A 24588-nucleotide genomic window follows, 5' to 3' on the forward strand; every position below is an offset into this window, starting at 1 on the left:
GCCTGTTTTCTTTGTCCTTTCGTCTTGCCCTGCGTTGACCTTGGGTCCGCCCGGTTTGGCCGGGCCCGCCCATTCTGGGTGGTCGGGCTTGATCCCGTCGTGGGCGGGCCCGGCCAGACGGGGCTGGCCCGCCCACTCTGGGTGGTCGGGCGTGATCTCGTCGTGGGTGGGCGCGGTCAGACCGGGCTGGCCGTTGGCTCTGGGGGGTCGGGCCTGGTTCTTCGTGGGTGGGTCCGGTCGAAAGCGCGGGTCGGCGGGGACCACCCCGCCGACCCGTCCGCGTTCCACCGGGGCCGTTCACCCCGCCGATCGGGCTGTGCCGCTCCGGTCGGGCCGGCCGGCTGGCGCCGGTCAGGCCACCCGGCTGGCCAGCAGATTGCCCTCCGGCACCTTGATGGTGGGCCGGACCGCCCAGACGACCGGCCGCTCGACCGGCCGCGCCTCGGCCACGGTGCTCCGGTACAGCCGCACGGTGCGGGCCGCGATGGAGTTCCAGGAGTACCTGTCGACCACCACGTGGCCCGCGGTGCGCGCGAGGTGCCGCGCGGTGGGGGCGTCGCTCAGCAACCGGGAGACCATCCGGCCCAGCGCACCCGGGTCGCCCGGGGCGAAGGTCAGGCCGGTCCGTCCCGGTTCGACCACCTCTTTCAGCCCTCCGGTCGCCGCGGCGGCCACCGGGGCGCCGGCAGCCGCCGCCTCCAGCGCGATCATCCCGAACGGCTCGTAGATCGACGGCACCACCATGGCGTCGGTCGCGGCCATCATCGCGGCCAGGTCGCCACCGAGGAAGCCGGCGAACGACACCGCGTCGCGCAACTCCAGCCGGCTCACCTGGTCGCGCAACTCGGACCGGTACGGCCCGTCGCCGGCGACGACAAGTCGCAGTCCGGGATGCGTCGAGCGCAGCTCGGGCAGCGCGGCGACGAGATCCTGCACGCCCTTCTCGTACACCAGCCGGCCGGCGAAGCCGAGCAGCGGACCCGTACCGCGGTAGCGCATCCGCGCGGCCCGGACCTTGCCCGGATCGGCCTTCCACAGCTGCGGCTCCACCCCGTTCGGGATCACCTCGATGCGGTTGGCCGGCACGTCGAGCAGGTGGCTGACCTCCCAGCGCATGTAGTGGGAGCAGACCACCACCCGGTCCGACTCGTTGGCCAGCCAGCACTCCACCGCGTGGATCGTCTTGTTGCTCTCCTGCGGCAACCAGCCCTGGTGCCGGCCGGCCTCGGTCGCGTGGATGGTGGTGACCAGCGGGATGCCGAGCTGCTCGCGCAGCGTGATCGCGCTGTGCGCGACCAGCCAGTCGTGCGCGTGTACCACGTCGAACGTCGTCTCCGCCGCCACCCGCAGCGCCGCCCGGATCAGGGCGTGGTTGAACATGGCGGCCCAGGCCAGCAGGTTCCCGCCGGCCAACGGGGCCATCGGTGGATCCTCCGGCACCCGGACGACGCGTATCCCCTCGTGGCGTTCGTCGCAGGCCGCGCCCGGCCCGTGCCGGGTGACCACCGTGACATCGTGGCCGGCGGCGGCCAGCGCTCTCGACAGCGCGTGTACATGTCGACCCAGCCCGCCGACCATGACCGGCGGGTACTCCCAGGACAGCAACAGGACGTTCATCTTCCGCTCCACCTTTTCTGTCAGTCCCCTCCCGAGAAGACGTCAGTCGGCCACTGCTCCGACGGACGGTCGACCATCGCGACCGTCCGCTGCCGGTGCAGGCCCAGCATCGTGACGTCGTCGAACTGTTCGGCGGTGCCCGAGTGGGCGCGCACCGCCCGGGCGAAGCGCTCCACCACCACGGCCGCCGGGCCGGGAGCGGCGAGAGTTCGCCGCATCCGTTCCTCACCGAAGAACCGGCCCTGCGGATCCTTCGCCTCCGGCACCCCGTCGGTGTAGAGGAACAGCAGGTCGTCGGGGTCCAACGTGGTGTGGCCCAACTCGAAGTGGGCATCGTCGATCAGGCCCAGCGCCGGGCCGGTGGGCAGCAGCGAGTGCTGGCTGCCGTCCGCGCGGCGCAACAGTGGTGGATTGTGTCCACAGTTGATGTAGACCAGATCGCCGGACCGCGGGTCGACCACCCCGAAGAACAGGGTGGCGAAGTACGCCTGGTGCAGGTGGTTCGCGGTGAGATAGTCATTGGTGGTGCGCACCGCCCGCAGGGCCAGCCCGGCGCTCGCCAACGGGCGGCGGGCCTCCGCCTCGGCCGTCGGCGGCGCGGCCTGGTCGGCCACCGCCGCCTGCCGCAGCAGGCTCCGGATCAGCGCCATGAACAGGGCGGCGCCGATGCCCTTGTCGCAGACGTCGGCGATGGCGAAGCCGAGGAAGTCGCCGTTGATGACGTCGTAGGCGTCGTAGAAGTCACCGCTGACCTCGCGGGCGGGTTCGAAGCAGGCGGCGATGTCCCAGCCGGCGATCGACGGCAGGGCCTCGGGTAGGAAGCCCTGCTGGATCTCACGGCCGATCTGCAACTCCCGCTCCAGGCCGCGGCGCTCCGTCGCGGTCCGGATGTCGGCCAGCGCCTGGCTGAGTTCCCGGTGCCGCAGGCTGCTGAGCAGCCGGCTGCGTACCAGATGCGGCCGGAACGGGCCGACCAGGTAGTCCCGGCCGTCCGCGACGTGCGAGGCCAACTCCGTGCCGTCCTGCTGGGCGAACGAGACGACAGCCGGCGCCCGCCCGACGTCCGCCACGACCCGCGCCACCAGGTCATGGATCATGTCGACGTCGAGCGCGGCGTCAACCAGCAGCAGGTCGGGCACCCCGTCGGTGGACCAGCGACCGGCCAGGACCCCGTGCGGGGTACGGACCTGCGCCGGTATGCCGTCGTCGGTGAGGATCTGCCACAACTCACGCGCAGATGAGCTACAACCGCTCACGATGAGTGTCGTTCCGGCATCTGCCATCAGCGTCCCGCCCATTCCCGTCGTCGTCGTCCCGGCCCCGCCACACGACGACGGTGGTCTGGTTGCCCCCACCGACGTACTCATGGAATGCCGCGTCCACGGCATGTCGGGTCAGATACAAGCCCAGCGCGCCCGGCTCGCGATCCTGGAGTGGCCGGTCCAGTCCGACCGGATTGGGCGCCCGGAACGGGTCGAAGGCCGGCGCCGAGTCGGTCAGCCGCACCCACGCCCGATCCTCGGACAGTCCACCCTCCACCACGATCCGGTTCCCCCTCCGGCTGTCGTAGCCATGTCGGACGACGTTGACGAACAGTTCCTCGGTGGCCAGCCGCAGCCGGTACGCCGCTGCCGGATCGAGGCCCGCCTCAGTTGCGAGGTCTTGCACGAGCTCGTTCACCGGTCCCAGCGACTCGACCGCGGCCGGCACCGTGAGGACACGCACCCGGGTTACTCCGGCAGGCGGTCGGTCAGCGTCACGCTCTGGTCGAAGCCGACCAACTGGATGGTCTGGGTGACCCGGGGGCTCGCCCCGACCAGCACGATCCGCACGTCGTCGCTCAGCTTCTGCTGGGCGTACACCAGCTGGCGCAGACCGGCCGACGAGAGGTAATCGAGCTTGCGAAGGTCGAGTACCAGACGCTTGAGTTCCGGTCCCACCGCCCGGTCGATATTCTCCTGCAAAATGGGTGCGCCAGCGGCGTCCAAGTCGCCTTCCAGCGCGATGGTGACCGTTTCCGCGTTTGTCTGGTACGAGGTTTGCAGAGGCATGACACTCTCCTTTGTTGCCTTAGTGGGCGGGGTGGGCCGGGATTAGCCCTCCCGCAGCGCCGCAATTCCGTCCGGCACCGTCCGAGCGACCTCGAAGAAGCGTAGGAATCCGGTGGCGGACAGGATCTCGCTCAGCGTTTCGGAGACGCCGGCGAGTGCAATGGGCGTACCGGCGCGCTGGGCCTGCCGGTACACCATGAGCAGTGTGCGCAGGCCGGCGCTGGACACGTAGCCGAGCTGGCTGAGATCGAGCACCAGCGGCGTGCCGGAGGGGAGTACCTCGGCGAGCCGACGCTGGGCCAGCGGTGCGGTCCGGGCGTCCAGTTCGCCGATCAAACTGAGCACCATCGTGCCCTCGACGATGTCTACCGCGATTCGCATGCCGTCCTCTCCCGACGCCGTACGGCGAGATCGGCGTGCCGAACGGATACCGTCACCCGGATCGACTCCTATTGGTCCGAGGATGAGCCCTGTCATGGTCGCTCCCGATGCTGGGATCGTTGTCGGCATTCCACCGACCGCAGCCGGTCCTTTCCGTGCTTGTGCGTCGAGTCTCTGGTGGCGCGTCGGAGGCGTCAACGAAAGAACGGACCGTGGAACGGGCCCGGCGCAGTCCAGCAGCGGTTTTCGTCAAGTCCGGCGGATACGACGCGACGAGGCAGTCGCGGTCACCGGCGGCCCGACCGCGCCCGGCGCCCGGCGGCGCCACGGATCAGTGGCCCGCTTCGCGTGACCGTGCCGGCGGTTGAACGGTGCGCGCCGGCGTCGGCGATTGGGCAGCGCGCGGCGGTGGCGGCGGTTCACCCGGTGCGGCGGCGCCGGCGGTTTGGCTGCGCGTGGCGGTGGCTCAGCCTGCCGGGCACACCCCGGAGACCTCGGCGCAGGCGGCCAGCAGGCCATCCTGGAGCGCGGGGTCGCCCACCGGACGGGGCAGGTCCAGCAGGCGCATGTGCCGCAGGTAGCGTCCGGTGATCCGTGCGGCAGGTTGGTCGCTGGTGGCCAGCCACGCCTGAGTCGCGGCACCGGTGCGCAGGTCCGTGGGGGCGCTCGGCCCACCCATCCGGGAACGTACCCAGCCGGGGCAGACCGCGTTGCTCAGCACCTCCGGGCAGCGCCGGGCAACGGCCAGCGCCAGGGCGATGTCGCACAGTTTGGAATCGCAGTAGGCGCCGGTGGCGTCCCAGCGCCGGCGTTCGCGTTGCAGGTCCGCGAGGTCGATGACGCCGCCCGAGGCCATCCCCGAGGTGAGGTACACCAACCGGCCGGGCAGCGGCATCAGGCTGGTGAGCAGGTACGGCGCCAGCACGTTCACCTGGAAGGTGACCTCGAGCCCGTCCTCCGTGGTGGTGCGTCGCCGTGGCCCGGAGATGCCGGCGTTGTGGATGACCGCGTCGTACGGCCCTCGGGCGCTGGCCGCATCGGCGAGCGCCCTGGTCTGGGCGAGCGAGGACAGCTCACCCACGACGACATCCACGGCCCCGGGCAGCGCCTTGGCGGCGTCCTCGGCTCGCCGGTCGTTGCGGGCGTGCAGGACCACCCGATGCCCGTCCTCGATCAGGATCCTGGCGGTTTCCTGACCGATGCCGTCGGCCGACCCGGTCACGAATACGGTCGCCACAGCGGACCTCCCGGTTTGTGCGTACCCGGCGCCAGCGTGGCGGCCGGGCTTCCTCGGGCGGTCGGCCCTCGCGCCGGCCGTCGATCGATCACTTCGATCCATCATGCCGGCCCGGCGCGGCCACCGGCAGTCCGCGCCACCCCGGCCGTTCCGCTCGTGCTGGCGAGCCGTCCGGGTGAGGATGGCCCACTGTTCCACCGGTACGACCGAGGTGGCTTGCGTCCCACCCACTGTCCACCGCCGGTCAACCCGAGAAGGCGGGTCGCGTACCGGAGACCCAGCCGTTCGTACAGCCCGGCTCCCAGTCTTCCCAGCCGACCGTCTTCCCAGTCGACCGCGACGTCGGCTCGACGGTCTGGGCACCATCGGCCCTGGCCGCCGACGTTCACGTGTTCTGCTCGCCGACCAGGCGGTGATGCCGGTCAGCCAAGGAGAGAGCGTTCTTGGCACGGCGCTCGGTTCGGCGTCGGCGATACCGGCAGGGAGGTCGGTCGAGTGGTGGTTGGTGATCTTTCGCCGGGACGACTCAGCAGCGGAGGTGGTAGCGGTTCCGGCGCGGTCGTCGCTTCGGGTCGATCCAGGCGGGGGGCAGGAACTCGGGATCACCATCCTGGGCGAGCCGGACCACCCACTCGCCGCGGTGGATGACGCGGTGATGGTGGTGGCACAGGAGCACAGCGTTGTCCAAGGTGGTCTCTCCGCCGTCTGCCCAGTGTCGAATGTGATGCCCGGCGCACCAACGGGGCGGACGATCACACCCCGGAAAGACGCAGCCACGGTCGCGTAGCACAAGAGCCCGACGCAGCGGCCCGGTGAACAGACGCCGTTGCCGGCCCACATCGAGCACCTGACCACGACCGCCCAGCACCGCCGGCAGGATCGCCGCGTCACAGGCCATCCGCCGCACAGCCTCGGGCGACAGCCGTAGCCCGGTGTCCAACGAACCCGCGCCGAGCCGCGCGCTGACAGCGTCGTAGCTGGTGGTGACCACGAGCTGGGTGGCGTCACCGCCACTGTCCGGCAGCTCGGAGGTGCGCAGTGCGAGGTGGAGGATTTCGGCCAGCGCGTCGTGACGGCGATGGCCGGGCGTGCGATCGTCGCCGGGACCGCTGGGCCTGGTGAGCGGGTCGAGGGCGGTGGTGAGCAGCGCGGCGGTCTCGGTGTCCAGGGTGGCGCGCAGCCGCAGCCACCCGTCATCGGTGGCCGAGAGAGTCAGCTCCCGGCGCGGCCGGCTGCGCTGGTCCTGCCGTTGCAGGGCGCGCCGATCGGCCTCCTCGGCCAGTTCGGGCGCGACGTGCCAGAGAATGCGGTCGGCGCAGCTCCGCAGGGACGCCGGATCCAGAAGTCGGGCGTCGTTGAGCAGGGTGTGCAGGGCCTTCTCCGCGACCTGCGGCCCGGCCTCGACGCGAGCGCCCTGCACCGCGGTGGCGATGATGCGGGCCTGATCCAGACTCACCACACCCGTGTCAACGGCCTCTCGTAGCGCCGGTCCGGCGGCGACCTCGCCGCACCCGACCGCGCCGCCGAACGTGTCGACTGGCGTCGGCCCGGCCGGGTCGGTGTGGTCGACATCCTGTCCGGTCGACGTGGCGACGGGGTCTCGTCCGGTCGGTTGGTCGGTGTCCCGTCCGGTCGGTGTGGCGACGGGGCCCCCTCCGCGCGGTGGGTCGGCGGTCAGCCAGGCCGCGTCCGAAACCAGTCGACGAGCCGTGCCGGTGGAGACGTGCAACCGGTTCCGCAGCCACGCCAGGGTCGATGACGCGCCGCTGACCCGAGCCAGGGCCCGGCCGTCGATCTCCCGCACCACGGCCAACTTGGCGGCCGCGAGCAGGCGTTCCGCCAGGTGCAGCGCGTCCAGCGAATCGACCAGCCCGGCGTCGGACGCCGCCCAGGGGCGAGCCGCGACACACTCCCGCGCCGCTTCGACCGCCCGTTCCGCCGCATCGATCACGATCAGAAAAATAGAACACCCGTACGACACTTCCGCCTCGTCCGGGGGCGTCCGGGCCCACCCGTTCAGATGACGATCCGATCGACAAAACGCCTTCGGGGCGCCACGCTCCCGGGGACGGGGACGGGGACGGGGACGGGGACGGGGACGGGGACGGGGACGGGGACGGCGACGGGGAACTCTGCAGGATCGGTGCCGGCGTGACGTACCCCGGCAGGAGGGCACCCGGTCGAGATGGTCGCGCGGATGGACCGGCTCGGCAGGGCCGGCGGCCGGGCGGGGCCCGGAGGTCCCCGGCCGGCAGTCACGAAGATCCAACACCGTGGGAAGCGACAACGGACCCGGCCGGGCGCCGGGATCGCGGCAGGATCATGGTGGGCGGCTCGGCCCGCCGGGCCACCCGTCGCCCGGCGGCCACTCACCGCCCGCCGGGCCACTAATGGAACGACGAGAGGATCCGGATGCCCGCGTACGTCATTTCAGAAGTCGAGATCATCAACGAGGAGCGTGCCGCCGAGTACCGCGCGCTGGCCGCGCCGTCGGTCGAGCAGTACGGCGGTCGCTACCTGGTCCGGGGGCGGCTCCCGGAGGCCGTCGAGGGAAACTGGTCGGAGGCCAAGCGGCTGGTCATCCTGGAGTTTCCGTCGATGGCCGACGCCCGGAGCTGGTACGACTCGCCGGAATACGCGGCGGCACTGGCCATCCGCCGGGATGCGCTGGACCGGCGGATGCTGTTCGTCGAGGGCGGCTTCGAGCCGGGTGCTGAACCGACTGGCACCGCGCCCGGCCGCTGAGCCGGGCTCGACGCCATCCGACCCGCCCGGAGGCCGGGGGAACCGTCAGCCGACCGGCTCGGTGTGCCGGAAGGTACGCCGGTACGCGCTGGGGGAGACCCCGACCCGCTGGCGTAGCTGCTGGCGCAGCGCGGCCGTGGTGCCGAAGCCGGATTGCCGGGCCACCTGGTCGACGGCCAGGTCGGTGGTCTCCAGCAGCAGCCGGGCGTGGTCGGTGCGCTGCTGGAGCAGCCACTGTGCGGGGCTCAGCCCGGTCTCCTCGCGGAACCGGCGGGTGAAGGTCCGCACGCTCATGCTGGCCCGGGTCGCGAGCTGACGCAGGGTGATCGGCTCGTGGAGTCGTCGGCTGGCCCAGTCGCGGGCCGGCGAGGTGCTGGTGTCCGGGGTACGCGGCATCGGCCGGTCGATGAACTGGGCCTGACCGCCGTCGCGCCATGGTGGCACCACGCAGCGCCGGGCCGCGCGGTTGGCGATCTCGCTGCCGTGGTCGGTGCGGACGATGTGCAGGCAGAGGTCGATCCCGGCGGCCACGCCGGCCGAGGTGAGGACGGCGCCGTCGTCCACGAACAGCACGTCGGGATCGAGCCGGACGCTCGGGTGCAGCCGGCCGAAGCGTCTGGCGTACCCCCAGTGGGTGGTGGCGGGGCGGCCGTCCAGCAGGCCGGCGGCGGCCAGGACGAAGGCGCCGGTGCAGATGGAGACGATCCGGGCGCCCCGCTCGTACGCCGCGCGAAGGGCGTCGCGGATCGCGGGCTCGATCGTGCCGTCCGTCAACGGCGGGCCTTGGTGGATGCCGGGCACGATCACCGTGTCGGCCTCGGCCAGCAGCTCGAGCCCGTGGTCGGGCAGCACGCCGTAGCCGGCCGTGCTGCGGACCGCGACGCCGCCCGGCGTGCAGGTGCGTACCTCGTACAACTCCTGGTCGTTGAGGTCGCGGGCGCAGTGGAACACCTGGGCGGGGGTGCCGAGGTCCAGTCCGACGACGTGCGGCAGGGCGAGCACGGCGATCCGGTGCCGACCGGTGCCGGCCGGGCGGGCTTGGGTGGGTACGACCATGGCCCGATTATTGCGCACCATGGCTTTCCGGCCACTCGTCGCCCCGCCCGACGGCCCGGCAGACTGCTCGGGTGAGTCGTATTCGAGTGATCCACCCGGCCTGGGCCGTCGCCGGGGTGGCGTTCGTCGCCCTGGTCGGTGCCGCCGGGTTCCGGGCGACACCATCCGTCCTGCTGCATCCGTTGCACGCCGAGTTCCGGTGGCCGGTCGCGACGATCTCGGTCGCCGTCTCGGTGAACCTGCTGCTGTACGGGCTGACCGCGCCGTTCGCCGCCGCGCTGATGGACCGGTTCGGCATCCGCCGGGTGGTGGCGGTGGCGTTGCTGCTCGTCTCGGCCGGCAGCGGGCTGACGGTGTTCATGACCGCGAGCTGGCAGCTCGTGCTGTGCTGGGGCGTGCTGGTCGGGCTCGGCACCGGATCGATGGCACTGGCCTTCGTGGCGACCGTCACCGGCCGGTGGTTCGTCCGGCATCGGGGGCTGGTCACCGGCGTGCTCACCGCGGGCGGTGCCGCCGGTCAGCTGATCTTCCTGCCGGTCCTGGCCGCGGTGGTCCGGGACCACGGCTGGCGGACCGCCGCGCTCATCGTGGCGGTGGCCGCGCTGGTGGTCGTACCCCTGGTCGCTTGGCTGCTACGGGAACACCCGGCGGATCTCGGCCTGCCCGCCTACGGCGGCGTGGAGGTCGTGCCGGCGACTCCGCCGGCCGGCGGAGCGGCGGGCCGGGCGGTGGGCGCGCTGGTCGCGGCGGCCCGGACCGGGCCCTTCTGGCTGCTGGCCGGCGGGTTCGCGATCTGCGGCGCCACCACGAACGGCCTGGTCGGTACGCACTTCATCCCGGCCGCCCACGACCACGGCATGGTCGAGACCACCGCGGCCGGTCTGCTCGCGCTGGTCGGCATCTTCGACATCGTCGGTACGGTGGCCTCGGGCTGGCTGACCGACCGGATGGACAGCCGGTGGCTGCTCGGCGGCTACTACGCGCTGCGCGGCGCATCGCTGCTGGTGCTGCCGAGCCTGTTCGGCGGGGCGGCCCGGCCCAGCATGCTGGTGTTCATCATCTTCTACGGCCTCGACTGGGTGGCCACCGTGCCGCCCACGGTGGCGCTGTGCCGGGAGTACTTCGGTGCCAGCGGTGCCGTGGTTTTCGGCTGGGTCTTCGCGGCGCACCAGGTGGGCGCGGCGGTCGCGGCCACCGGCGCGGGGCTGGTCCGGGACCGGCTCGGCACCTACACCGTGGCCTGGTACGTGGCCGGCGGGCTGGCCATGGTCGCGGCGGTGCTGTCGGTGCTGCTGCGCCGCCGGCCCGACGGTACCGACTTCACGCCGACGCGTCTCGGAGCCGGTCCGTGGCGGTTGCCCCGGGCGGACGCGCCGGCCACGGTGTCCGGGACGGCACCGGCGTCGGCCTCGGTGTCCGGGACGGCACCGGTGCCGGCCTCGGTTCGCGCGGTACCAGTCGGGACGCCCGCGATCAGTCGACGACCCTGACGTCCTTCCAGAACGCCACCCGGTCCCGGACCATCTCGGCGTCCGGCTTGGGATCCGGGTAGTACCAGACGGCGTCGGCGGACCGTTGGCCGCCCAGTTCGAGGGTGTAGTAGGAGGCCGTGCCCTTCCACGGGCAGACCGTGTGGGTGGCGGAGTCCCGCAGGACATCGTCGCGCAGCGCCGACCGGGGGAAGTAGGCATTGCCCTCGACCTTGACGATGTCATCGCTCTCGGCGATGACCTGGTCGTTCCAGATGGCCTTCGACATGCTCCGACCCTAGCGCGCGGCACCGACGTTCCGGGCCGGCACAGCGCGGAGCCGGCGGCGCCGGCCGGCACCGCGTGGTGCCGCCCCCCCCCGTCGGGCGGCGGTCAGCTCGGGCCGGGCAGTGCCGCGGCGATCCGGTCGACGAACGGCCGGGCCTCCCGGTGCAGGTGGCCGATGTCGAGCCCGTCGTCGCTGAGCACCGCGAGCAGGGCGGCGTCCGTCACGGCGTACACCGTGAAGCAGCCCAGCTGACTGCGCACGGTGGTTTCCTGGAACGAGCCCTGACGCAGGCCCAGCCCGCACTGCCGGCCCACCCCGAAGACGCTGGCGGCGAGCACGGCCAGGTCGTGGGGCTCGCAGCCCCAGCCGAGGTCCTGGCCGACCAGCAGACCGTCCACGGTGGCCAGCACGCAGCCCCGGATTCCGGGCACGCGCTGACGGAGCGCGGCAAGTTCGCTCTCCAGCGCGGCGCCGGCGGCCTGCATCAGCCGAGGGGGCGTCGTCGCCGGTGGTGGACCCAGCTCTCCCTCGGTGAACGAGGCAGCGGGAGCCCGTCGGGGCAGGGGAGCGATGCCCCGGTGGCCGCCCTCGGTACGCGATGCGGCCGGCCAGGCCGCGTTCAGGTTCGACACCGGGAAGGCTCCCTCATCTCCGGCCGGCCGGCGGGATGCCCCGGCGATACGCAGGGTGCATCGATCGAGCTGTCCCGCAGCGGCAACTGCTTCGTCCCGGAGTTAACTTACTGTGTCCGCCCCCGCCCGTGAAGCCGGGTTTCAGGGGTGATTACGCGCATCATGGATGACGATTGGTGACGTACGGTGATGAAGGTGTCCCAGTATCCTCCTACCGGGTGTCCAGCCGGTTGCCAGGCCGACATGCTGCAATGAGGCCCGGACGCGACGACCGGGCCGGCCGGTCCGTCGCCCGGAGGTGAGCCGATGGAAGGAGTGCCCCGATGAGCTGGTTCTCCCGGCGGTCACGGACTGCCGATCCGGCCCCGACCCGATTGGACCGGGAGGCGACCGCCGAGGACTTCGCCGAGTTGGTGGCCTTCCTGGAGACCCGGCGGGGCGTGGAGCTCTACCTGGAACCGGAGACCACCGCCACCGACACCACCGTGGTGGCCATCGCGCACGACGGTGAGTGGATCCGCCGCCGGACCGGAAATCCGCGGACGGCCGGCAAGTTCGCCCACCGGCACGGCGTCCCGCTGTACGAGGCCGCCAAGGTCGGCTATCCGGAGCGGATGCGGGTCTGGAACCGGCAACACCCTGAGCGCCGCAAGCGCTGAGCGCCGCCAGCCCTGAGGGCCGCCAGCCCCGAACGTCGCCAGCCCGGGCGTGCGAGTTCCGGGCGGTGCGAGCCGTACCGCCGCTGCGCACGGCGTGGTTCGGGGCTGGCGGCCAGCACGGGCTGGCGGCTGAGCGACCCCGGGTTCACCAGCGGACTCCGAGGCGGCGTTGTGGGCCCTCGCCGCGCTCACCGGCCCGGCGCTGGTGGCCGTCGGACTCCTGCTGGCCGGGGCCGCTCGCGCTGAGCGGGATGTCATCTCGGTCTCATCGGATTGACCGATGTCGCCCCGGAAATGTTGGCTGATGTTCGATCCGTCCGCCACCTCCGGAGGTGCCGCAGATGACCGCCGTGCCATCGTCCCAGCAGAGCACCGTGCCGCCACGACTGGACAGCACGGTGCCGCCGGGGCCGGACAGCACGGTGCCGCCGGGACCGGACAGCACGGTGCCGCCAGGACCGGACAGCACGGTGCCGCCGGGACCGGACAGCACGGTGCCGTCCCAGCGGGACAGTGGCGTACCCGGCCAGCACCAGGGTGCCGGGTCGGAGCAGCGGCGGCGGATCGCCGCCGAGCTGGGCGTGTCGGCCGGCTTCGACGCCGGCCGCGAGATCGAGCGGCGGGTGGGTTTCCTCGCCGACCGGCTGCGCGAGACGGGGCTGCGCACGCTGGTGCTCGGCATCAGCGGCGGCGTGGACTCCACCACCGCGGGTCGGCTCTGCCAGTTGGCGGTCGAGCGGGTCCGGGCCGAGGGTGGATCGGCCAGCTTCGTGGCCATGCGGCTGCCGTACGGCGTACAGGCTGACGAGCGGGACGCCCGGACGGCGCTGGAGTTCATCCGGGCGGACCGGGTGCTCACCGTCGACGTCCGGCCCGCCAGCGACGCCGCGCTCGCCGCGCTGGAGGCGGCCGGGCAGACGTTCCAGGACGCCGCCCAACGGGACTTCGTGCTCGGCAACATCAAGGCCCGCCAGCGGATGATCGCCCAGTACGCGGTCGCGGGAGCGCTGACCGGGCTCGTCGTCGGCACCGATCACGCGGCCGAGGCGATAACCGGGTTCTTCACCAAGCACGGCGACGGTGCGGCGGACGTGCTGCCGCTGGCCGGGCTCACCAAGCGACGGGTGCGGGCGGTCGCCGAGGCGCTCGGTGCTCCCGCCGTACTGGTCGGCAAGGCCCCCACCGCGGACCTGGAGAGCCTGGCGCCGGGCCGGCTCGACGAGGACGCCCTCGGGCTGACCTACGACGAGATCGACGACTACCTGGAGGGCCGACCGGTCCAACCCGAGGTCGAGCGGGCGCTGCTGGAGCGGTACCGGGCCACCGAGCACAAGCGGCAGCCACCCATCGCACCCTGACGGCCTGACCCTGCGGTAAGGAAGGGCCCCCTGTTATCGCTTTCCGATGTACCGGGGCCCCTTCTTAACCACCCGGCCCGTCGATACGACCGGGGTGGGCGGGCGACGGACCGGCAGTGCCCGGTGGTCACCGGGGCCCGCCGGTCACCGCTCTCCGCCGGACCCGACTGCGCCGGACCCGACTGCGCCGGGTCCGACTGCGCTGGGTCCGACTGCGCCGGACCCGACTACGCCGGACCCGGCGGTGCTGGGTCCGGCGGTGCTGGATCCGGCACCGCCGGTTGGGCGCCAGTCGGCCGGTGGGTCCTCGCCGACCCGCCCGTCCACCGCCTCGCGGAGCAGGTCGGCGTGCCCGGTGTGCCGGCCGTACTCCTCAAGCAGGTCGCACAGCAGCCGGCGCAGGCTGGCGGGCCGGCCGTCCGGGGCGCGGACGTGGATGTGCTGGTCGAGGCCGCCATTGGCCAGCGCCGCGGCGACCCGGGCGCGGGACCGCTCGACCGCGCCGTCCCAGAGCGCGTAGAGCTGGTCGGGGGTGTCGGTGGCGGCGGTGGTGAACTCCCAGTCGTTGCTACCGTCCGAGCCGAGCGCGTCCCACGGCGCGCCGGGTGAGACGCCGCTGAGTTTGACGGTGGATTGATGGTCCTCCATCGCGGCGAGATGCTTGAGCAGGCCGCCGAGGGTCAACGTCGAGGCGCCGATCCGGGTGTCGAGCCCGGCGGCGTCGAGGCCGTCGGCCTTCCATCGGAAGGTCGCGCGCAGCCGGTCCAGCGCGCCGATCAGGTGCTCCGGCTCGGACCCGGCGAACGGAGGTTCCCACGGGGCCGGTTCCCACGAGGGATGGATGTCGGTCATGACGCCAGACCCTAGGCGGCATTCCGGACGGTCCGCGTCCGGAACGACCGCGCCGGGCCGCGCCGCCAACGGCACCGGCCGGACCGTGGGTGGCCGTCAATCAGCTTCCCGGCCATGGTCGCCATGTCGATGTTCGTCGACACTGAAAGGGTGTTCGACTACGACGTGCTGGTTCTCGGCTCAGGGCCGGGCGGACAGAAAGCCGCCATCGCGGCCGCCAAACTGGACCGCCGGGTGGCGGTGGTCGAGCGGCGCCACATGCTCGGCGGAGTGTGCATCAACACCGGCACGATCCCGTCCAAGACGCTGCGCGAGGCCGTCCTCTACCTGACCGGCCTCAGTCAGCGCGAGATGTACGGGCAGAGCTACCGCCTCAAGGAGGACATCACCGTCGGTGATCTGGCCGCCCGTACCCAGCACGTGGTGGGGCGGGAGATCGACGTGATCCGCAGCCAGTTCGCCCGTAACCACGTACGGCTGCTCAGCGGCACCGCCCGGTTCACCGCCCCGCACACGCTGGCCGTCACCGACGACGTCGGGCGGGCGAGCACGGTGACCGCCGAGAAGGTCATCATCGCCACCGGTACCCGGCCGGCCCGGCCGGACAGCGTCGAGTTCGACGATCGGACGGTCATCGACTCGGACGGGATCATCAACCTGGAACGCGTACCGGGCTCGATGGTGGTGGTCGGGGCCGGCGTGATCGGCATCGAGTACGCCTCGATGTTCGCCGCCCTCGGCACCAAGGTGACGGTCGTCGAACGGTGCGAGCGGATGCTCGAATTCTGCGATCTGGAGGTCGTCGAGGCGCTCAAGTACCACCTCCGGGACCTGGCCGTCACCTTCCGGTTCCGGGAGTCCGTCGCCGCGGTCGAACGGCACCAGCGCGGTGCCGTGGCCGTGCTGGAGAGCGGCAAGCAGATCGCCGCCGACACCGTGATGTACTCGGCCGGCCGCCAGGGCACCGCCGCGGACCTCGGCCTCGAAGCGATCGGGCTCGCCGCCGACGCGCGCGGCCGGATCACCGTCGACGAACGGTTCCAGACCGGTGTCGAGTACGTCTACGCGGTGGGCGACGTGATCGGCTTCCCCGCCCTCGCCTCCACGTCGATGGAGCAGGGCCGGCTCGCCGCGCACCACGCCTGCGACGAGCCGGTACGCGAGATGCAGTCGTTGCACCCGATCGGCATCTACACGATTCCGGAGATCAGTTTCGTGGGCCGGACCGAGGACGAGTTGACCGACGCGCGGATCCCGTTCGAGGTGGGCGTCGCCCGGTACCGTGAGCTGGCGCGGGGGCAGATCATCGGTGACTCGTACGGGATGCTCAAGATCCTGGTGTCCCCGTCGGACCGGCGGCTTCTGGGCGTCCACGTCTTCGGTACCGGTGCCACTGAACTGGTACATATCGGGCAGACCGTGATGGGCTGCGGCGGCACGATCGACTACCTGGTGGACGCGGTGTTCAACTATCCGACGCTGGCCGAGTCGTACAAGGTGGCCGCGCTGGACGCGATGAACAAGATGCGGCAGATCGCCCGACTGGACGGCTGACGGCGCCGGCCCGCCTCCGCCGGCCCGCCTCCGCCGGCCCGCCTCCGCCGGCCCGCCTCCGCCGGCCCGCCTCCGCCGGCCCGTCGGCCGCCCGGCCTGCCTCCGCCGGCCCGTCGGCCACCCGGTCCGTCGGCCGGGCGGAGGGGTGAGCGGGAATCGGGGCGGCGGCGGGTGCGGGTCGGCGCTAGCATCGGTGCATGCGCTCGACGTGTCCGGTGATGATGCTCCGCCTGCGGGGCCGGTCGATGATGCCCCGCCTGCGGGGCTGCTGACACGCGAGACGACACCATCTCGAGGCCCCGTCACCGGGGCCTCGACGCATGTCCGGGGTCATCCGGGGGCGGCCTACCGCACAGGAGATCCGATGACCCGGCACTATCTGACCACCACCATCCCGTACGTGAACGCGGCTCCGCATCTCGGCTTCGCGCTGGAGGCCGTGCAGGCCGACGTGCTGGCCCGGCACCACCGCCGGCGGGGCCACGAGGTACGGCTGCTCAGCGGCACCGACGACAACTCGCTGAAGAACGTCCTCGCCGCCGAGTCGGCCGGGGTGCCGGTGCGCGAACTGGTCGACCGCAACGCCGCCCGGTTCGCCGCGCTGGCCGGCCCGCTGTTCCTGTCGTACGACGATTTCATCGCCACCAGCGCGGACCCGCGGCACCCGGCGGGCGTGGACCGGTTGTGGCGGGCCTGTGCCGAGGCCGGTGACCTGTACCGGGCCGAGTACGTGGGGCTTTACTGCGTGGGCTGCGAGGCGTACCTGACCGGCGACGAGCTGGACGGCGCCGGGAACTGCCCCGAACACGGTGTGCCGCCGCAGCGCGTCGCCGAACGGAACTGGTTCTTCCGGCTGTCCCGGTACACCGACGCGCTGCGTGCCGCGATCACGGACGGCCGGCTGCGGATCGAGCCGGTGGCCCGCCGCAACGAGGTGCTGGCATTTCTCGACGGCGGGTTGCGGGACTTCTCCATCTCCCGGTCCCGGGACCGGGCCCGGGGCTGGGGCATCCCGGTTCCCGGGGATCCCGAGCAGGTCATCTACGTGTGGTGGGACGCGCTGGGCAACTACGTGACCAGTCTCGACTACGGCGCGCCCGACGGGCCGGGTGCCGCGTACCGGCGCTGGTGGGCCGGGGCCGACCGGCGGACACACCTCGTCGGCAAGGGGGTGCTGCGGTTCCACGCGGTCTACTGGCCGGCGATGCTGCTCTCGGCCGGCCTGCCGCTGCCCACCGACATCCTGGTGCACGACTATCTCACGGTGGACGGCCACAAGATCAGCAAATCGGCGGGTACGACGGTGGACCCGGTCGAGCTGATCGAGCGGTACGGCGCCGACGCGGTGCGCTGGTGGTTGCTGCGCGAGGTACCGAAGGTCGGTGACGCCGACTTCACCCTCGCCCGGCTCGTCGATCGGGCCAACGATGACCTGGCCGGTGGGATCGGCAACCTGGTCAACCGGGTGGTCGCCATGCTGCACCGGTACCGCGCGGGAGTGATCCCGGCCGCCGGGTCCGGGCCCGCGCCCGCCCACTCGGCACGACCGGACCCGACCGGCTCGGCGTCGCGGCCCGACCGCGATGGTCCGGGGTCGCCCGGGGCCGGCGCTGACCCGGGATCGCCGGTGAGCCACGGTGACCCGGGGTCGCCAGGGGCCGATGCCGACACCGGTGACCTCGTCGCGGCCTGCGCGGCGGTACCGGGACTGGTCGACGCGGCCCTCGCCGAGGCCGACTTCCGGCGGGCCACCGCCGCGGTGTGGACGATCGTCACCGAGGCCAACCGGCTCATCGAACGGGTCCGACCGTGGGAACTGGCCCGCGCCGAGCGGGCCGAACGTTCCGAACGGACCGAGCACGCCGGGCACGCCGAGCGATCCATTGTGGTCGGCGGCCTCGGGTCCGCCGCCGCCGTCGGTGGTTCCGGGCCGGGCGTCGGTACCGAGGTCGCCGGGCCGGGCGGTACCGGGGTCGCCGGGCCGAGTGGCGGTGCGGTGGGTACGGCCGGCCGGCGGCTCGACACGGTGCTGGGCGCGCTGCTCGCGGCCTGTCGTGAGCTGGCCGACGAACTCGCGCCGTTCCTGCCGGACGCCGCCGCCCGGGTGAGCGCGCAGGTCACCCCGGTCGAGGGGACGCTGCCGCCGGCCCAGCCGCTGTTCCCGCGCATCGAGGCGACGGGCGGGTGAGCGGAGCCGGCGACACCGTGAGGTGAACGGCGGTGAGCCGGCCCGGCGACACCGCGAGGCGAAGGCGGGTCGACCGGGTCGGTGGCACCGCGATCCAATGTGGGGTTTGTGGCCCGTAGGGTGTGCCGATACCCCTACCGGAGGAACTGATGACCCAGCCTGACATCACCGTGGTCCGGGCCACGACCGCCGACGCCGACGAACTCACCGGGATCCTGGCCACCGCCTTCCTGGCCGACCCGATCAGCCAGTGGCTGTTCCCGAGCGAGGCTGACCGGGAGCGCCTGCACCCGGCCTTCTTCCGGCCGTTCGTCGACCTGACCCTCGCCGACGGTGAGGCGTACACCACCGCCGACCGCTCCGGGGTGACCCTCTGGCTGCCGGTGGACGTACACGCACACGCCGAACCGGACGACCTCGGACCGGTGTTCGAGGCGGCCGTGGGCCCCGAGTACGCCAAGCGGTTCGCGGTGCTCGACCAGCTCATGTCGGACAGCCACCCGACCCATGAGAACCACGCCTACCTGCCGTTCATCGCGGTCCGACCGGATCGGCAGGGGCACGGTGTCGGCGAGGCGCTGCTGCGGCACCGACTGGCCCTCCTGGACGAGGTCGGCACGCCGGCGTACCTGGAGGCGAGTCGCCCGCGCAACGCCGCGCTGTACCAGCGGCTGGGCTTCACCCGGATGGAGAACACCATCGACCTGCCGGACGGGCCGAGCCTCTACCCGATGTGGCGCAAACCAGCCTGAGTGAAAGGAAGGGCCCCCTGTTATCGCCTTCTGTAGAACAAGGGTCCCTTCCTAACGCCTGAGCCACCGCGCGGGGCCTCGCGGTGGGCGATTGTCCGTGCGACAGTGAGCCGGTGCGGCAGGACCGGTGGGCTGAGTGGGTGCTGCGTCGGCGCGACGGGGACAACGCGGACGTCCGGGTACGGGTGGCGCCGCTGATCGGCGCGTACCGGGATCGGGTGCTGGACCGGGCCGGCGTCGTCGCCGGCGACGTGGTGCTGGACGTGGGCACCGGCGACGGGCTGGTCGGGTTCGGCGCGCTGGACCGGGTCGGGCCGACCGGCCGGGTCATCTTCAGCGACATCTCGGAGGACCTGCTCACCGAGTGCTGGCGGCGGGCCACCGCGGCCGGCAAGGTCGACCAGTGCCGGTTCGTGCTGGGCAGCGCCGACGACCTGCGGAACGTGCCGGGCCGCTCGGTGGACGTGGTGACCACCCGGTCCGTGCTGATCTACGTACGGCGCAAGGAGGCCGCGTTCGCCGAGTTCTTCCGGGTGCTCCGGCCCGGTGGCCGACTGTCCATCTTCGAGCCGATCAACGGCTTCGCCGCCGAGGCGCGCGGCGGCCTGTTCGGGCTGGACATGACGCCGATCGAGGACCTGCTGCGCCGGCTGGTGCGGGTGTACGAGCCGATGCCCGCGGCGGAGAACCCGATGCTCAACTTCGACGAGCGGGACCTGCTGCGGATGGTCCGGGACACCGGGTTCACCGGCATCGAGTTGGACTACCGGGCCGAGGTGGAGGTGCCGGCCCCGCTGCCCACCCGGGACTGGGACGTGCTGAAGAAGACCTCGCCGAACCCGCTGGCCCCGACCTACGAGGAGGCGCTGGCCGAGGCGCTGAACCCGGCCGAACGCGAGCAGGTCGAGTCGTACCTTCGGGCGGCGCTGGCCACCGGCGCGACCGGGCACCGCACGATGGCCACCGCCTACCTGCGCGCCGTGCGTCCCTGACCCGCCGGGCAACGATCCCGGGCCGGCGGGACCGCGCCGCCCGAGGTCAGGAGGCGGCGCCCAGTTTCCCGGCGAGCGCGTCGAGGTCGGGGACGAACCACACCTGGCCGCCCCGGTTCGACTCGTGGACGAGGGCCCGGAGGGCGGCGCTGGCCGCCAGGTGCCGGGAGATGTCGCCGACGACGACCAACCGCAGCCGGTAGTTGACGAACTTCTGCATGATCTCCCCGGCGAACCGGCTCCCGAGTGAGAAGAACCGCTCGTCGAGTCGTTCCGCGGGCACCGCCACCACCTGGGCGCCGAGGAAGGCCGCGCCGATCAGGTCCAGCGCGTCCGCCTCGGTCGCTATCCGCGGTCCGTCGGGGTCGCACACCAGCACCGGTACGCCGCCGAACTCACGTACCTCGTCAGGCATGGCCGCCCTCCCCGGCGAGCCGGCCGGGGTCGTCGCTGAGCAGGCGATCCTCCCCGTCGAACAGGCCGCTGTCGCCGTCCAGCACGGCATCGAGCAGCCGCAGCAGGTCAGCGGTGGCGGTCGCGCCGCCCAGGATCATGACGGTCATCCGGTGTCGCTCCTCGTCGTACAGGGTCTGGACCCGCAGCGGGTGCGCGGGGTCGGGGGTGGTGTTGACGCTGGCCAGGACGAGCGTGCCGAGCCGGTCGGCCGCGGCTCGGTCCAGATCATCGACGTGTACGACGCTGGACACGCCGACCGACCGCCCACGGCTGGGCGCGGTGGGTGTCGTGGTCCGGGTCAGCGCGTCGAGGTCGGCGCGGGCGATCCGGTACTGCTTGCCGATCCGGACCGCCCGCAGCCGGCCGGTCCGGATGTAGCCACGCACGGTGCGTACGTGCAGACCGAGCAGGTTGGCCACCTGCTCCACCGAGTACATGTCGTTACTCATTTATCCCTACTCTAGGCGCTCTGAGGGAATGATAGGGAAGTTTTCGTCCAAGGCATCATCCCGATGGCGGCAGGCGGGTGGAAACCGGTGGTGCCGCCGGCCCTTCCGTGACAGCGTTCGGTGCCTTCGACACGGGGGAGGCGGGCGTGCCGGAACGGCGGTTCGTGCGACCGACGGACCTCGCCGGTCTGGTCGGCGAGGTGTACGGGTCGTCCCGGCGGCTCACCGGGCTGACCCGGCTGGCCGGCGGCACCAGCAAGGGTGTGTACCGGCTCACCCTCGATGACGGGTTCCGGGCGGTCCTCTACGTCTGGAGCGACGCCGAGAACTACTGGCCGGAGCCCGCAGCGGACCCGACCGGCCAGCCCGCCGGCCCGTCCGTCCGTGCCCGCCGAACCGTCCGTGTCCGCCGGTCCGTCCGTGTCCGCCGACCCGTCGGCCGGCGCGGCCGGCGCGGGGGCGTTCGTGGCCGCCACCGAGCGGCTGGCGGCGCTGGGTGTGCGTACCCCGGCGATCCACCTCGTGGATACCGGTCGCCGGCACCAACCGGCGGACCTGGCCCTGGTCGAGGACCTGCCCGGCGGAACCCTGGCGGAACTGATCGAGCGGTCCCCGGCCGATGCGGGGCCGACGCTGGCCGAGCTGGCCGGGATGCTGACCCGGATGCACGCGCAGCGCGGCCGGTACCCGGGACGGCTCACCCGCACCGGGGCCGGGACCGAGGCCGGCACCGACATCGAGGCCGGCGCCGGGACCAGGGCCGACGCCGGGAGCCGGGCCGGGACCGGGACTGGGACTGGGACCGGGGGCCGCTACGAGGGCCGGGCGGCGGTCGTGGCCGGGTTGGATCTGGCGCTGGCGCATCTCGCCGCCGTCGCGGCCCGCGTCCCCCGGGTGCGGGCGGCGCGGGACCGGGTCGAGGAGCGGCTCCGGTCGCTCGCCGCCGCGGTGCCACCCCGGGACGGGTACGCGCTGATCCACGGCGAGCTGGGACCGGACCACGTGCTGCTGGACGGCGTCGGCCGGCCGGTCCTGATCGACATCGAGGGGCTGAGATACCACGACGTGGAGGCCGAACACGTCTTCCTGGCGCTGCGGTTCGGGGCCGCGTACGGGCCGCTCCGGGTTCCGGGGCTGGACCCGGCGCGGCTGCGGTTCTACGACCTGGCGCAGTCACTGTCGCTGGTCGAGGGCCCGCTACGGATCGTGGACGGCGACTTCCCGGACCGGGACTTCATGCTGGCGATCGCCGCCTTCCACACCGATCGGCTGCTGGAACTCGCCGCCGACTCGGCGGAGATGCCCTGACCCTGCGCCACGGTCGGGCCGGGGTCGGCGCCGGGCGGCCGCGGGTGCCGCCGGGGTCGGCGCCGGGACGCTGCGGGTGCCGCCAGGGGTGGGGCCCGGCGGCTGCGGGTGCCGCCGGGTCGAGGCCCGGCGGCTGCGGGTGCCGCCGGGGTCAGTTCGTGTCGACGGCGGACGCCTCGAACCGCTCACCGACGCTCAGTCGGCCGGGCCGGACCACCTCGGCGTACCACCCGAAGCACGCCGCCGCGCCCAGCCCGGCGATCGGCACCCGGTAGCGCCGGGCCAGCTCGGCCAGCAGCGACCGGTCCACCGGCTCGGCCGGTCCGGCCAGCCCCGGCACGACGCAGCGGGGTGTGGGCACCAGCACCCGCAGTTCCACCTCGGCGAACCGGATCCGCTGGCCCGGCTCGGGCTCCCGATCGGTGTCCAGCACCAGGTTGGGCCGGAACCGGCCCACCGGTACGTCCGGCCGGTCGAGCCGGTCGGCGAGCCGGGCCAGCGCGCCGGTCGTCACCAGATGCACCGCGCCGAAGTCGTGAAACCGGCCACCGGGACGCGCCCCGGAAACCGCCGTCACGGTCTCCGCCCCGGGTCGCAGTTCGGCCATCCACTCCGGAACCATGCCCGGTTCCTCCGGCAGCAACCGGTGCAGCCGCGCCTCCGCCGGCACGGTGCGGGTGAGCCGCACCGGGCGGCCGAGCAGGTCACTCAGCGCCGCGTCGGCCTGGCCCGAACCGACGAGCAGTTCCCGGCCAGCGACCCGGACCGTCACCGTCGCGGCGTCGTCCCGGTCATGGTCGGCGCCGTCCGGCCGATCCGGGCCGGCGTGGTCCGCGCCGTCCGGGTCCGCGCCGTCCGCCGGGCCGGATCCGGGCACCAACCGGGCCGGTACGTCCAGCAGCCGTGCCCACCGGCCCGGGTGCTTCGCGCTGCCCACCGTGCCGTCCGTGGTGTCGAGGCACGCCCAGCCCCGGTCACCGGCGAGCCCGGCCGACTGCACCCGGACCGCGTCGACGGCCTCGCCACCGGCGCTCTTCACCGGATAACGCAGTATTCGTGCGACGGTTCCCACCCGCACATTTTCGCATCGCCCGGCGCCGGGAATCAGTGCCCTCTGCCGGTCGTCTCCTGCCAGGGGTCGACGACCTCGACGCCTGTCTCGGTGAAGTCCCTGGTGTTGCGGGCGGCGAGAGTGGCAACGCAGCGATTCCCGGCGTTGACCTTCCGGCAGCAGCGCGATGCCGTAGCGGATCTCGGCGACAGATGGTGAGGGTGGCAGTACCGTATCCTCGGCCGATGGAGCTGGAGTTCGGTGGTGAGGTCTGGTTCTGGCGCGGGCCGGCGCCGCACCATTTCGTCACCGTTCCGGCGGACGAGTGCCGCGCGCTGGAGGCGGCCGCTCCGATCGTCAGTTACGGCTGGGGCATGATCCCGGTCGCCGTCCGGATCGGTGACACCGAGTGGACGACGTCGCTGTGGCCGAAGGACGGCCGGTACATCGTGCCGCTGAAGGCGCGGGTACGTCAGGCCGAGGGGATCGACGTCGGGGACACCGTACGGATCCGGCTGACCGTCGACGCCTGAGTGGCGCCGGCCGCGAGCTGCTGGGCGACCAGCCCGGGACCGACGACCGGCAGTCACACGGCCAGGACGACTTTGCTACGAAGGGTGCCGGCGCCCAGTTCGGCGTGCACGGCGGCCACCTCGGCCAGCGGCCGGACGACCTGCGGCCGCAGCGTCAGCCGTCCCTCGTCCAGTGCGGTCATCGCCTCGGCCAGGGCCGAGGCGATGCCGTGCGGAATCGCGCTGGAGAGCACGACCCCGAACTGAGGGCCGCGCGGATCGGACAACGTGATCACCCGGTCCGGGCCACCGGCGAGATGAACCGCGGCCTCGAGATCGGAACGACCCGACGCATCGAGAACAGCGTCGACAGCGGTAACGCTCTCGCCAAGCGGACGGGCATAGTCGATCGGCGTGGCGCCCAGCTGCTCCGCCACGGCGAAGTCCGCTCGACGTACGGCCGAGAAGACGTTGGCGCCCGCCGCCACGGCCAGCTGTGTCGCGATGGTGCCGACCGCGCCGGCGCCACCAAGGATCAGCAGCCGCTCGCCCGAGGTGACCCCCAGCAGGCGTAGCACCCGAACCGCGGCCTCGCCCGAGGCGGGCATCGCAGCCGCGTCCTCCCAGCTGACACGCGAGGGCTTAGGTACCCAGAAGCTCGCCACCACGTACCCGGCGTAGCCACCCAGACCTGGCAGGGACACCGCGACCTCGTCACCCGGCGTGACGTCGGGTACGTCGGCACCGACCGCGTCGACCACACCGGCGGCCTCGAAGCCGAGGATCGCCGGGTCGGCCAGCTTGAAGACGTGTTGCAGGTGCCCTGCCCGGATCGCCAGATCGGTTGGGCCGACTCCGGCGAACCGGACGGCCACCCGGATCTGCCCCGGGCCTGGCTCCGGCACGTCGACCGTGGACAACCGCAGAACATCGGGATCGCCATAATCGGACATCACGGCTGCTTGCATCAGGTTCCCCCC

At 72.6% G+C, this 24588-nt stretch carries 25 protein-coding genes; 10 read left to right on the forward strand and 15 right to left on the reverse strand.

Translation table 11 applies throughout. The features are described from left to right. Positions 1–351 precede the first annotated feature (351 nt). From ACXN5W_RS24315 to ACXN5W_RS24345, 7 genes are all read right to left on the reverse strand, one after another. Positions 352–1617: a glycosyltransferase family 4 protein gene (locus ACXN5W_RS24315; protein WP_473160679.1), complete on the reverse strand. Its 1266-nt coding sequence runs from the start codon at positions 1615–1617 to the stop codon at positions 352–354. Positions 1618–1637: 20 nt separating this feature from the next. Further along, positions 1638–2873 carry a PP2C family protein-serine/threonine phosphatase gene (locus tag ACXN5W_RS24320; RefSeq protein WP_473160680.1) on the reverse strand — a complete coding sequence of 412 codons (1236 nt, stop codon included), beginning with the start codon at positions 2871–2873 and terminating at the stop codon, positions 1638–1640. After that, complete coding sequence (locus ACXN5W_RS24325) at positions 2860–3342, reverse strand: ATP-binding protein (RefSeq protein WP_473160681.1); 483 nt, start codon at positions 3340–3342, stop codon at positions 2860–2862. Before ACXN5W_RS24325 ends, ACXN5W_RS24320 begins: the two co-directional genes overlap by 14 nt. Before the next feature lie 5 nt (positions 3343–3347). Next, positions 3348–3668 (reverse strand): STAS domain-containing protein, encoded by a 321-nt coding sequence (locus tag ACXN5W_RS24330; RefSeq protein WP_473160682.1) that lies wholly within the window; start codon positions 3666–3668, stop codon positions 3348–3350. A gap of 42 nt (positions 3669–3710) precedes the next feature. Continuing rightward, positions 3711–4049 carry an STAS domain-containing protein gene (locus ACXN5W_RS24335; protein WP_473160683.1) on the reverse strand — a complete coding sequence of 113 codons (339 nt, stop codon included), beginning with the start codon at positions 4047–4049 and terminating at the stop codon, positions 3711–3713. A gap of 466 nt (positions 4050–4515) precedes the next feature. Further along, positions 4516–5286: an SDR family NAD(P)-dependent oxidoreductase gene (locus ACXN5W_RS24340; RefSeq protein ID WP_473160684.1), complete on the reverse strand. Its 771-nt coding sequence runs from the start codon at positions 5284–5286 to the stop codon at positions 4516–4518. A 526-nt stretch (positions 5287–5812) separates the two neighbouring features. Then, complete coding sequence (locus ACXN5W_RS24345) at positions 5813–7237, reverse strand: HNH endonuclease signature motif containing protein (RefSeq protein WP_473160685.1); 1425 nt, start codon at positions 7235–7237, stop codon at positions 5813–5815. A 461-nt stretch (positions 7238–7698) separates the two neighbouring features. On the opposite strand from ACXN5W_RS24345, the gene ACXN5W_RS24350 reads away from it, so the two are divergent. After that, the gene (locus ACXN5W_RS24350; protein ID WP_473160686.1) at positions 7699–8031 is read left to right on the forward strand and encodes a DUF1330 domain-containing protein; all 333 of its coding nucleotides are present in this window, start codon (positions 7699–7701) and stop codon (positions 8029–8031) included. Between the two features lie 45 nt (positions 8032–8076). On the opposite strand, the gene ACXN5W_RS24355 is transcribed toward ACXN5W_RS24350, so the two are convergent. Then, positions 8077–9087, reverse strand: a complete 1011-nt coding sequence (locus ACXN5W_RS24355; protein ID WP_473160687.1) for a GlxA family transcriptional regulator — start codon at positions 9085–9087, stop codon at positions 8077–8079. 80 nt (positions 9088–9167) lie between these two features. On the opposite strand from ACXN5W_RS24355, the gene ACXN5W_RS24360 reads away from it, so the two are divergent. Next, the gene (locus ACXN5W_RS24360; RefSeq protein WP_473160713.1) at positions 9168–10577 is read left to right on the forward strand and encodes an MFS transporter; all 1410 of its coding nucleotides are present in this window, start codon (positions 9168–9170) and stop codon (positions 10575–10577) included. Here ACXN5W_RS24360 and ACXN5W_RS24365 read toward each other — a convergent pair. Then, positions 10561–10845 carry a DUF427 domain-containing protein gene (locus ACXN5W_RS24365; RefSeq protein ID WP_473160688.1) on the reverse strand — a complete coding sequence of 95 codons (285 nt, stop codon included), beginning with the start codon at positions 10843–10845 and terminating at the stop codon, positions 10561–10563. The genes ACXN5W_RS24360 and ACXN5W_RS24365 overlap by 17 nt on opposite strands. Before the next feature lie 104 nt (positions 10846–10949). Continuing rightward, on the reverse strand, positions 10950–11477 hold the full coding sequence (locus ACXN5W_RS24370) for a roadblock/LC7 domain-containing protein (RefSeq protein ID WP_473160689.1): 528 nt from the start codon (positions 11475–11477) through the stop codon (positions 10950–10952). Between the two features lie 323 nt (positions 11478–11800). Here ACXN5W_RS24370 and ACXN5W_RS24375 point away from each other — a divergent pair, with 323 nt between their 5' ends. Together ACXN5W_RS24375 and nadE are read left to right on the forward strand one after the other, a co-directional pair. After that, positions 11801–12136, forward strand: coding sequence for a hypothetical protein (locus ACXN5W_RS24375; protein WP_473160690.1), 336 nt, complete (start codon positions 11801–11803; stop codon positions 12134–12136). Positions 12137–12477: 341 nt separating this feature from the next. Beyond that, positions 12478–13494 (forward strand): ammonia-dependent NAD(+) synthetase, encoded by a 1017-nt coding sequence (gene nadE / locus ACXN5W_RS24380; RefSeq protein ID WP_473160691.1) that lies wholly within the window; start codon positions 12478–12480, stop codon positions 13492–13494. A gap of 144 nt (positions 13495–13638) precedes the next feature. Here nadE and ACXN5W_RS24385 read toward each other — a convergent pair whose 3' ends face one another. After that, the gene (locus ACXN5W_RS24385) at positions 13639–14346 is read right to left on the reverse strand and encodes a mycothiol transferase (RefSeq protein WP_473160692.1); all 708 of its coding nucleotides are present in this window, start codon (positions 14344–14346) and stop codon (positions 13639–13641) included. 150 nt (positions 14347–14496) lie between these two features. Here ACXN5W_RS24385 and sthA point away from each other — a divergent pair, with 150 nt between their 5' ends. The 4 genes from sthA (at position 14497) to ACXN5W_RS24405 (ending at position 19832) form a co-directional block, all read left to right on the forward strand. Continuing rightward, complete coding sequence (gene sthA / locus ACXN5W_RS24390) at positions 14497–15900, forward strand: Si-specific NAD(P)(+) transhydrogenase (RefSeq protein ID WP_473160693.1); 1404 nt, start codon at positions 14497–14499, stop codon at positions 15898–15900. A 364-nt stretch (positions 15901–16264) separates the two neighbouring features. After that, positions 16265–18088 carry a methionine--tRNA ligase gene (metG, locus tag ACXN5W_RS24395; protein ID WP_473160694.1) on the forward strand — a complete coding sequence of 608 codons (1824 nt, stop codon included), beginning with the start codon at positions 16265–16267 and terminating at the stop codon, positions 18086–18088. 149 nt (positions 18089–18237) lie between these two features. After that, positions 18238–18840: a GNAT family N-acetyltransferase gene (locus ACXN5W_RS24400; RefSeq protein ID WP_473160695.1), complete on the forward strand. Its 603-nt coding sequence runs from the start codon at positions 18238–18240 to the stop codon at positions 18838–18840. Between the two features lie 113 nt (positions 18841–18953). After that, a complete protein-coding gene (locus ACXN5W_RS24405) occupies positions 18954–19832 on the forward strand; it encodes a methyltransferase domain-containing protein (protein WP_473160696.1) in 879 nt (292 codons plus the stop codon). A 46-nt stretch (positions 19833–19878) separates the two neighbouring features. Here the strand turns inward: ACXN5W_RS24405 and ACXN5W_RS24410 are convergent, their stop codons facing one another. Together ACXN5W_RS24410 and ACXN5W_RS24415 are read right to left on the reverse strand one after the other, a co-directional pair. After that, on the reverse strand, positions 19879–20247 hold the full coding sequence (locus ACXN5W_RS24410) for a DUF4180 domain-containing protein (RefSeq protein WP_473160697.1): 369 nt from the start codon (positions 20245–20247) through the stop codon (positions 19879–19881). Continuing rightward, the gene (locus ACXN5W_RS24415) at positions 20240–20737 is read right to left on the reverse strand and encodes a helix-turn-helix domain-containing protein (RefSeq protein WP_473160698.1); all 498 of its coding nucleotides are present in this window, start codon (positions 20735–20737) and stop codon (positions 20240–20242) included. The genes ACXN5W_RS24410 and ACXN5W_RS24415 overlap by 8 nt, the downstream gene beginning before the upstream one ends. 420 nt (positions 20738–21157) lie before the next feature. On the opposite strand from ACXN5W_RS24415, the gene ACXN5W_RS24420 reads away from it, so the two are divergent. Beyond that, positions 21158–22045, forward strand: coding sequence for a phosphotransferase (locus tag ACXN5W_RS24420; protein WP_473160699.1), 888 nt, complete (start codon positions 21158–21160; stop codon positions 22043–22045). A 151-nt stretch (positions 22046–22196) separates the two neighbouring features. On the opposite strand, the gene ACXN5W_RS24425 is transcribed toward ACXN5W_RS24420, so the two are convergent. Beyond that, positions 22197–23117, reverse strand: coding sequence for an MOSC domain-containing protein (locus ACXN5W_RS24425; RefSeq protein ID WP_473160700.1), 921 nt, complete (start codon positions 23115–23117; stop codon positions 22197–22199). Positions 23118–23341: 224 nt separating this feature from the next. Here ACXN5W_RS24425 and ACXN5W_RS24430 point away from each other — a divergent pair, with 224 nt between their 5' ends. Continuing rightward, entirely contained in the window at positions 23342–23629 is a 288-nt protein-coding gene (locus tag ACXN5W_RS24430) for a DUF1905 domain-containing protein (protein ID WP_473160701.1), read from the forward strand. 53 nt (positions 23630–23682) lie between these two features. On the opposite strand, the gene ACXN5W_RS24435 is transcribed toward ACXN5W_RS24430, so the two are convergent. Further along, positions 23683–24561, reverse strand: coding sequence for an NADP-dependent oxidoreductase (locus ACXN5W_RS24435; RefSeq protein ID WP_473160702.1), 879 nt, complete (start codon positions 24559–24561; stop codon positions 23683–23685). Positions 24562–24588 lie beyond the last annotated feature (27 nt).

It is taken from the genome of Plantactinospora sp. A48 (assembly GCF_055793945.1).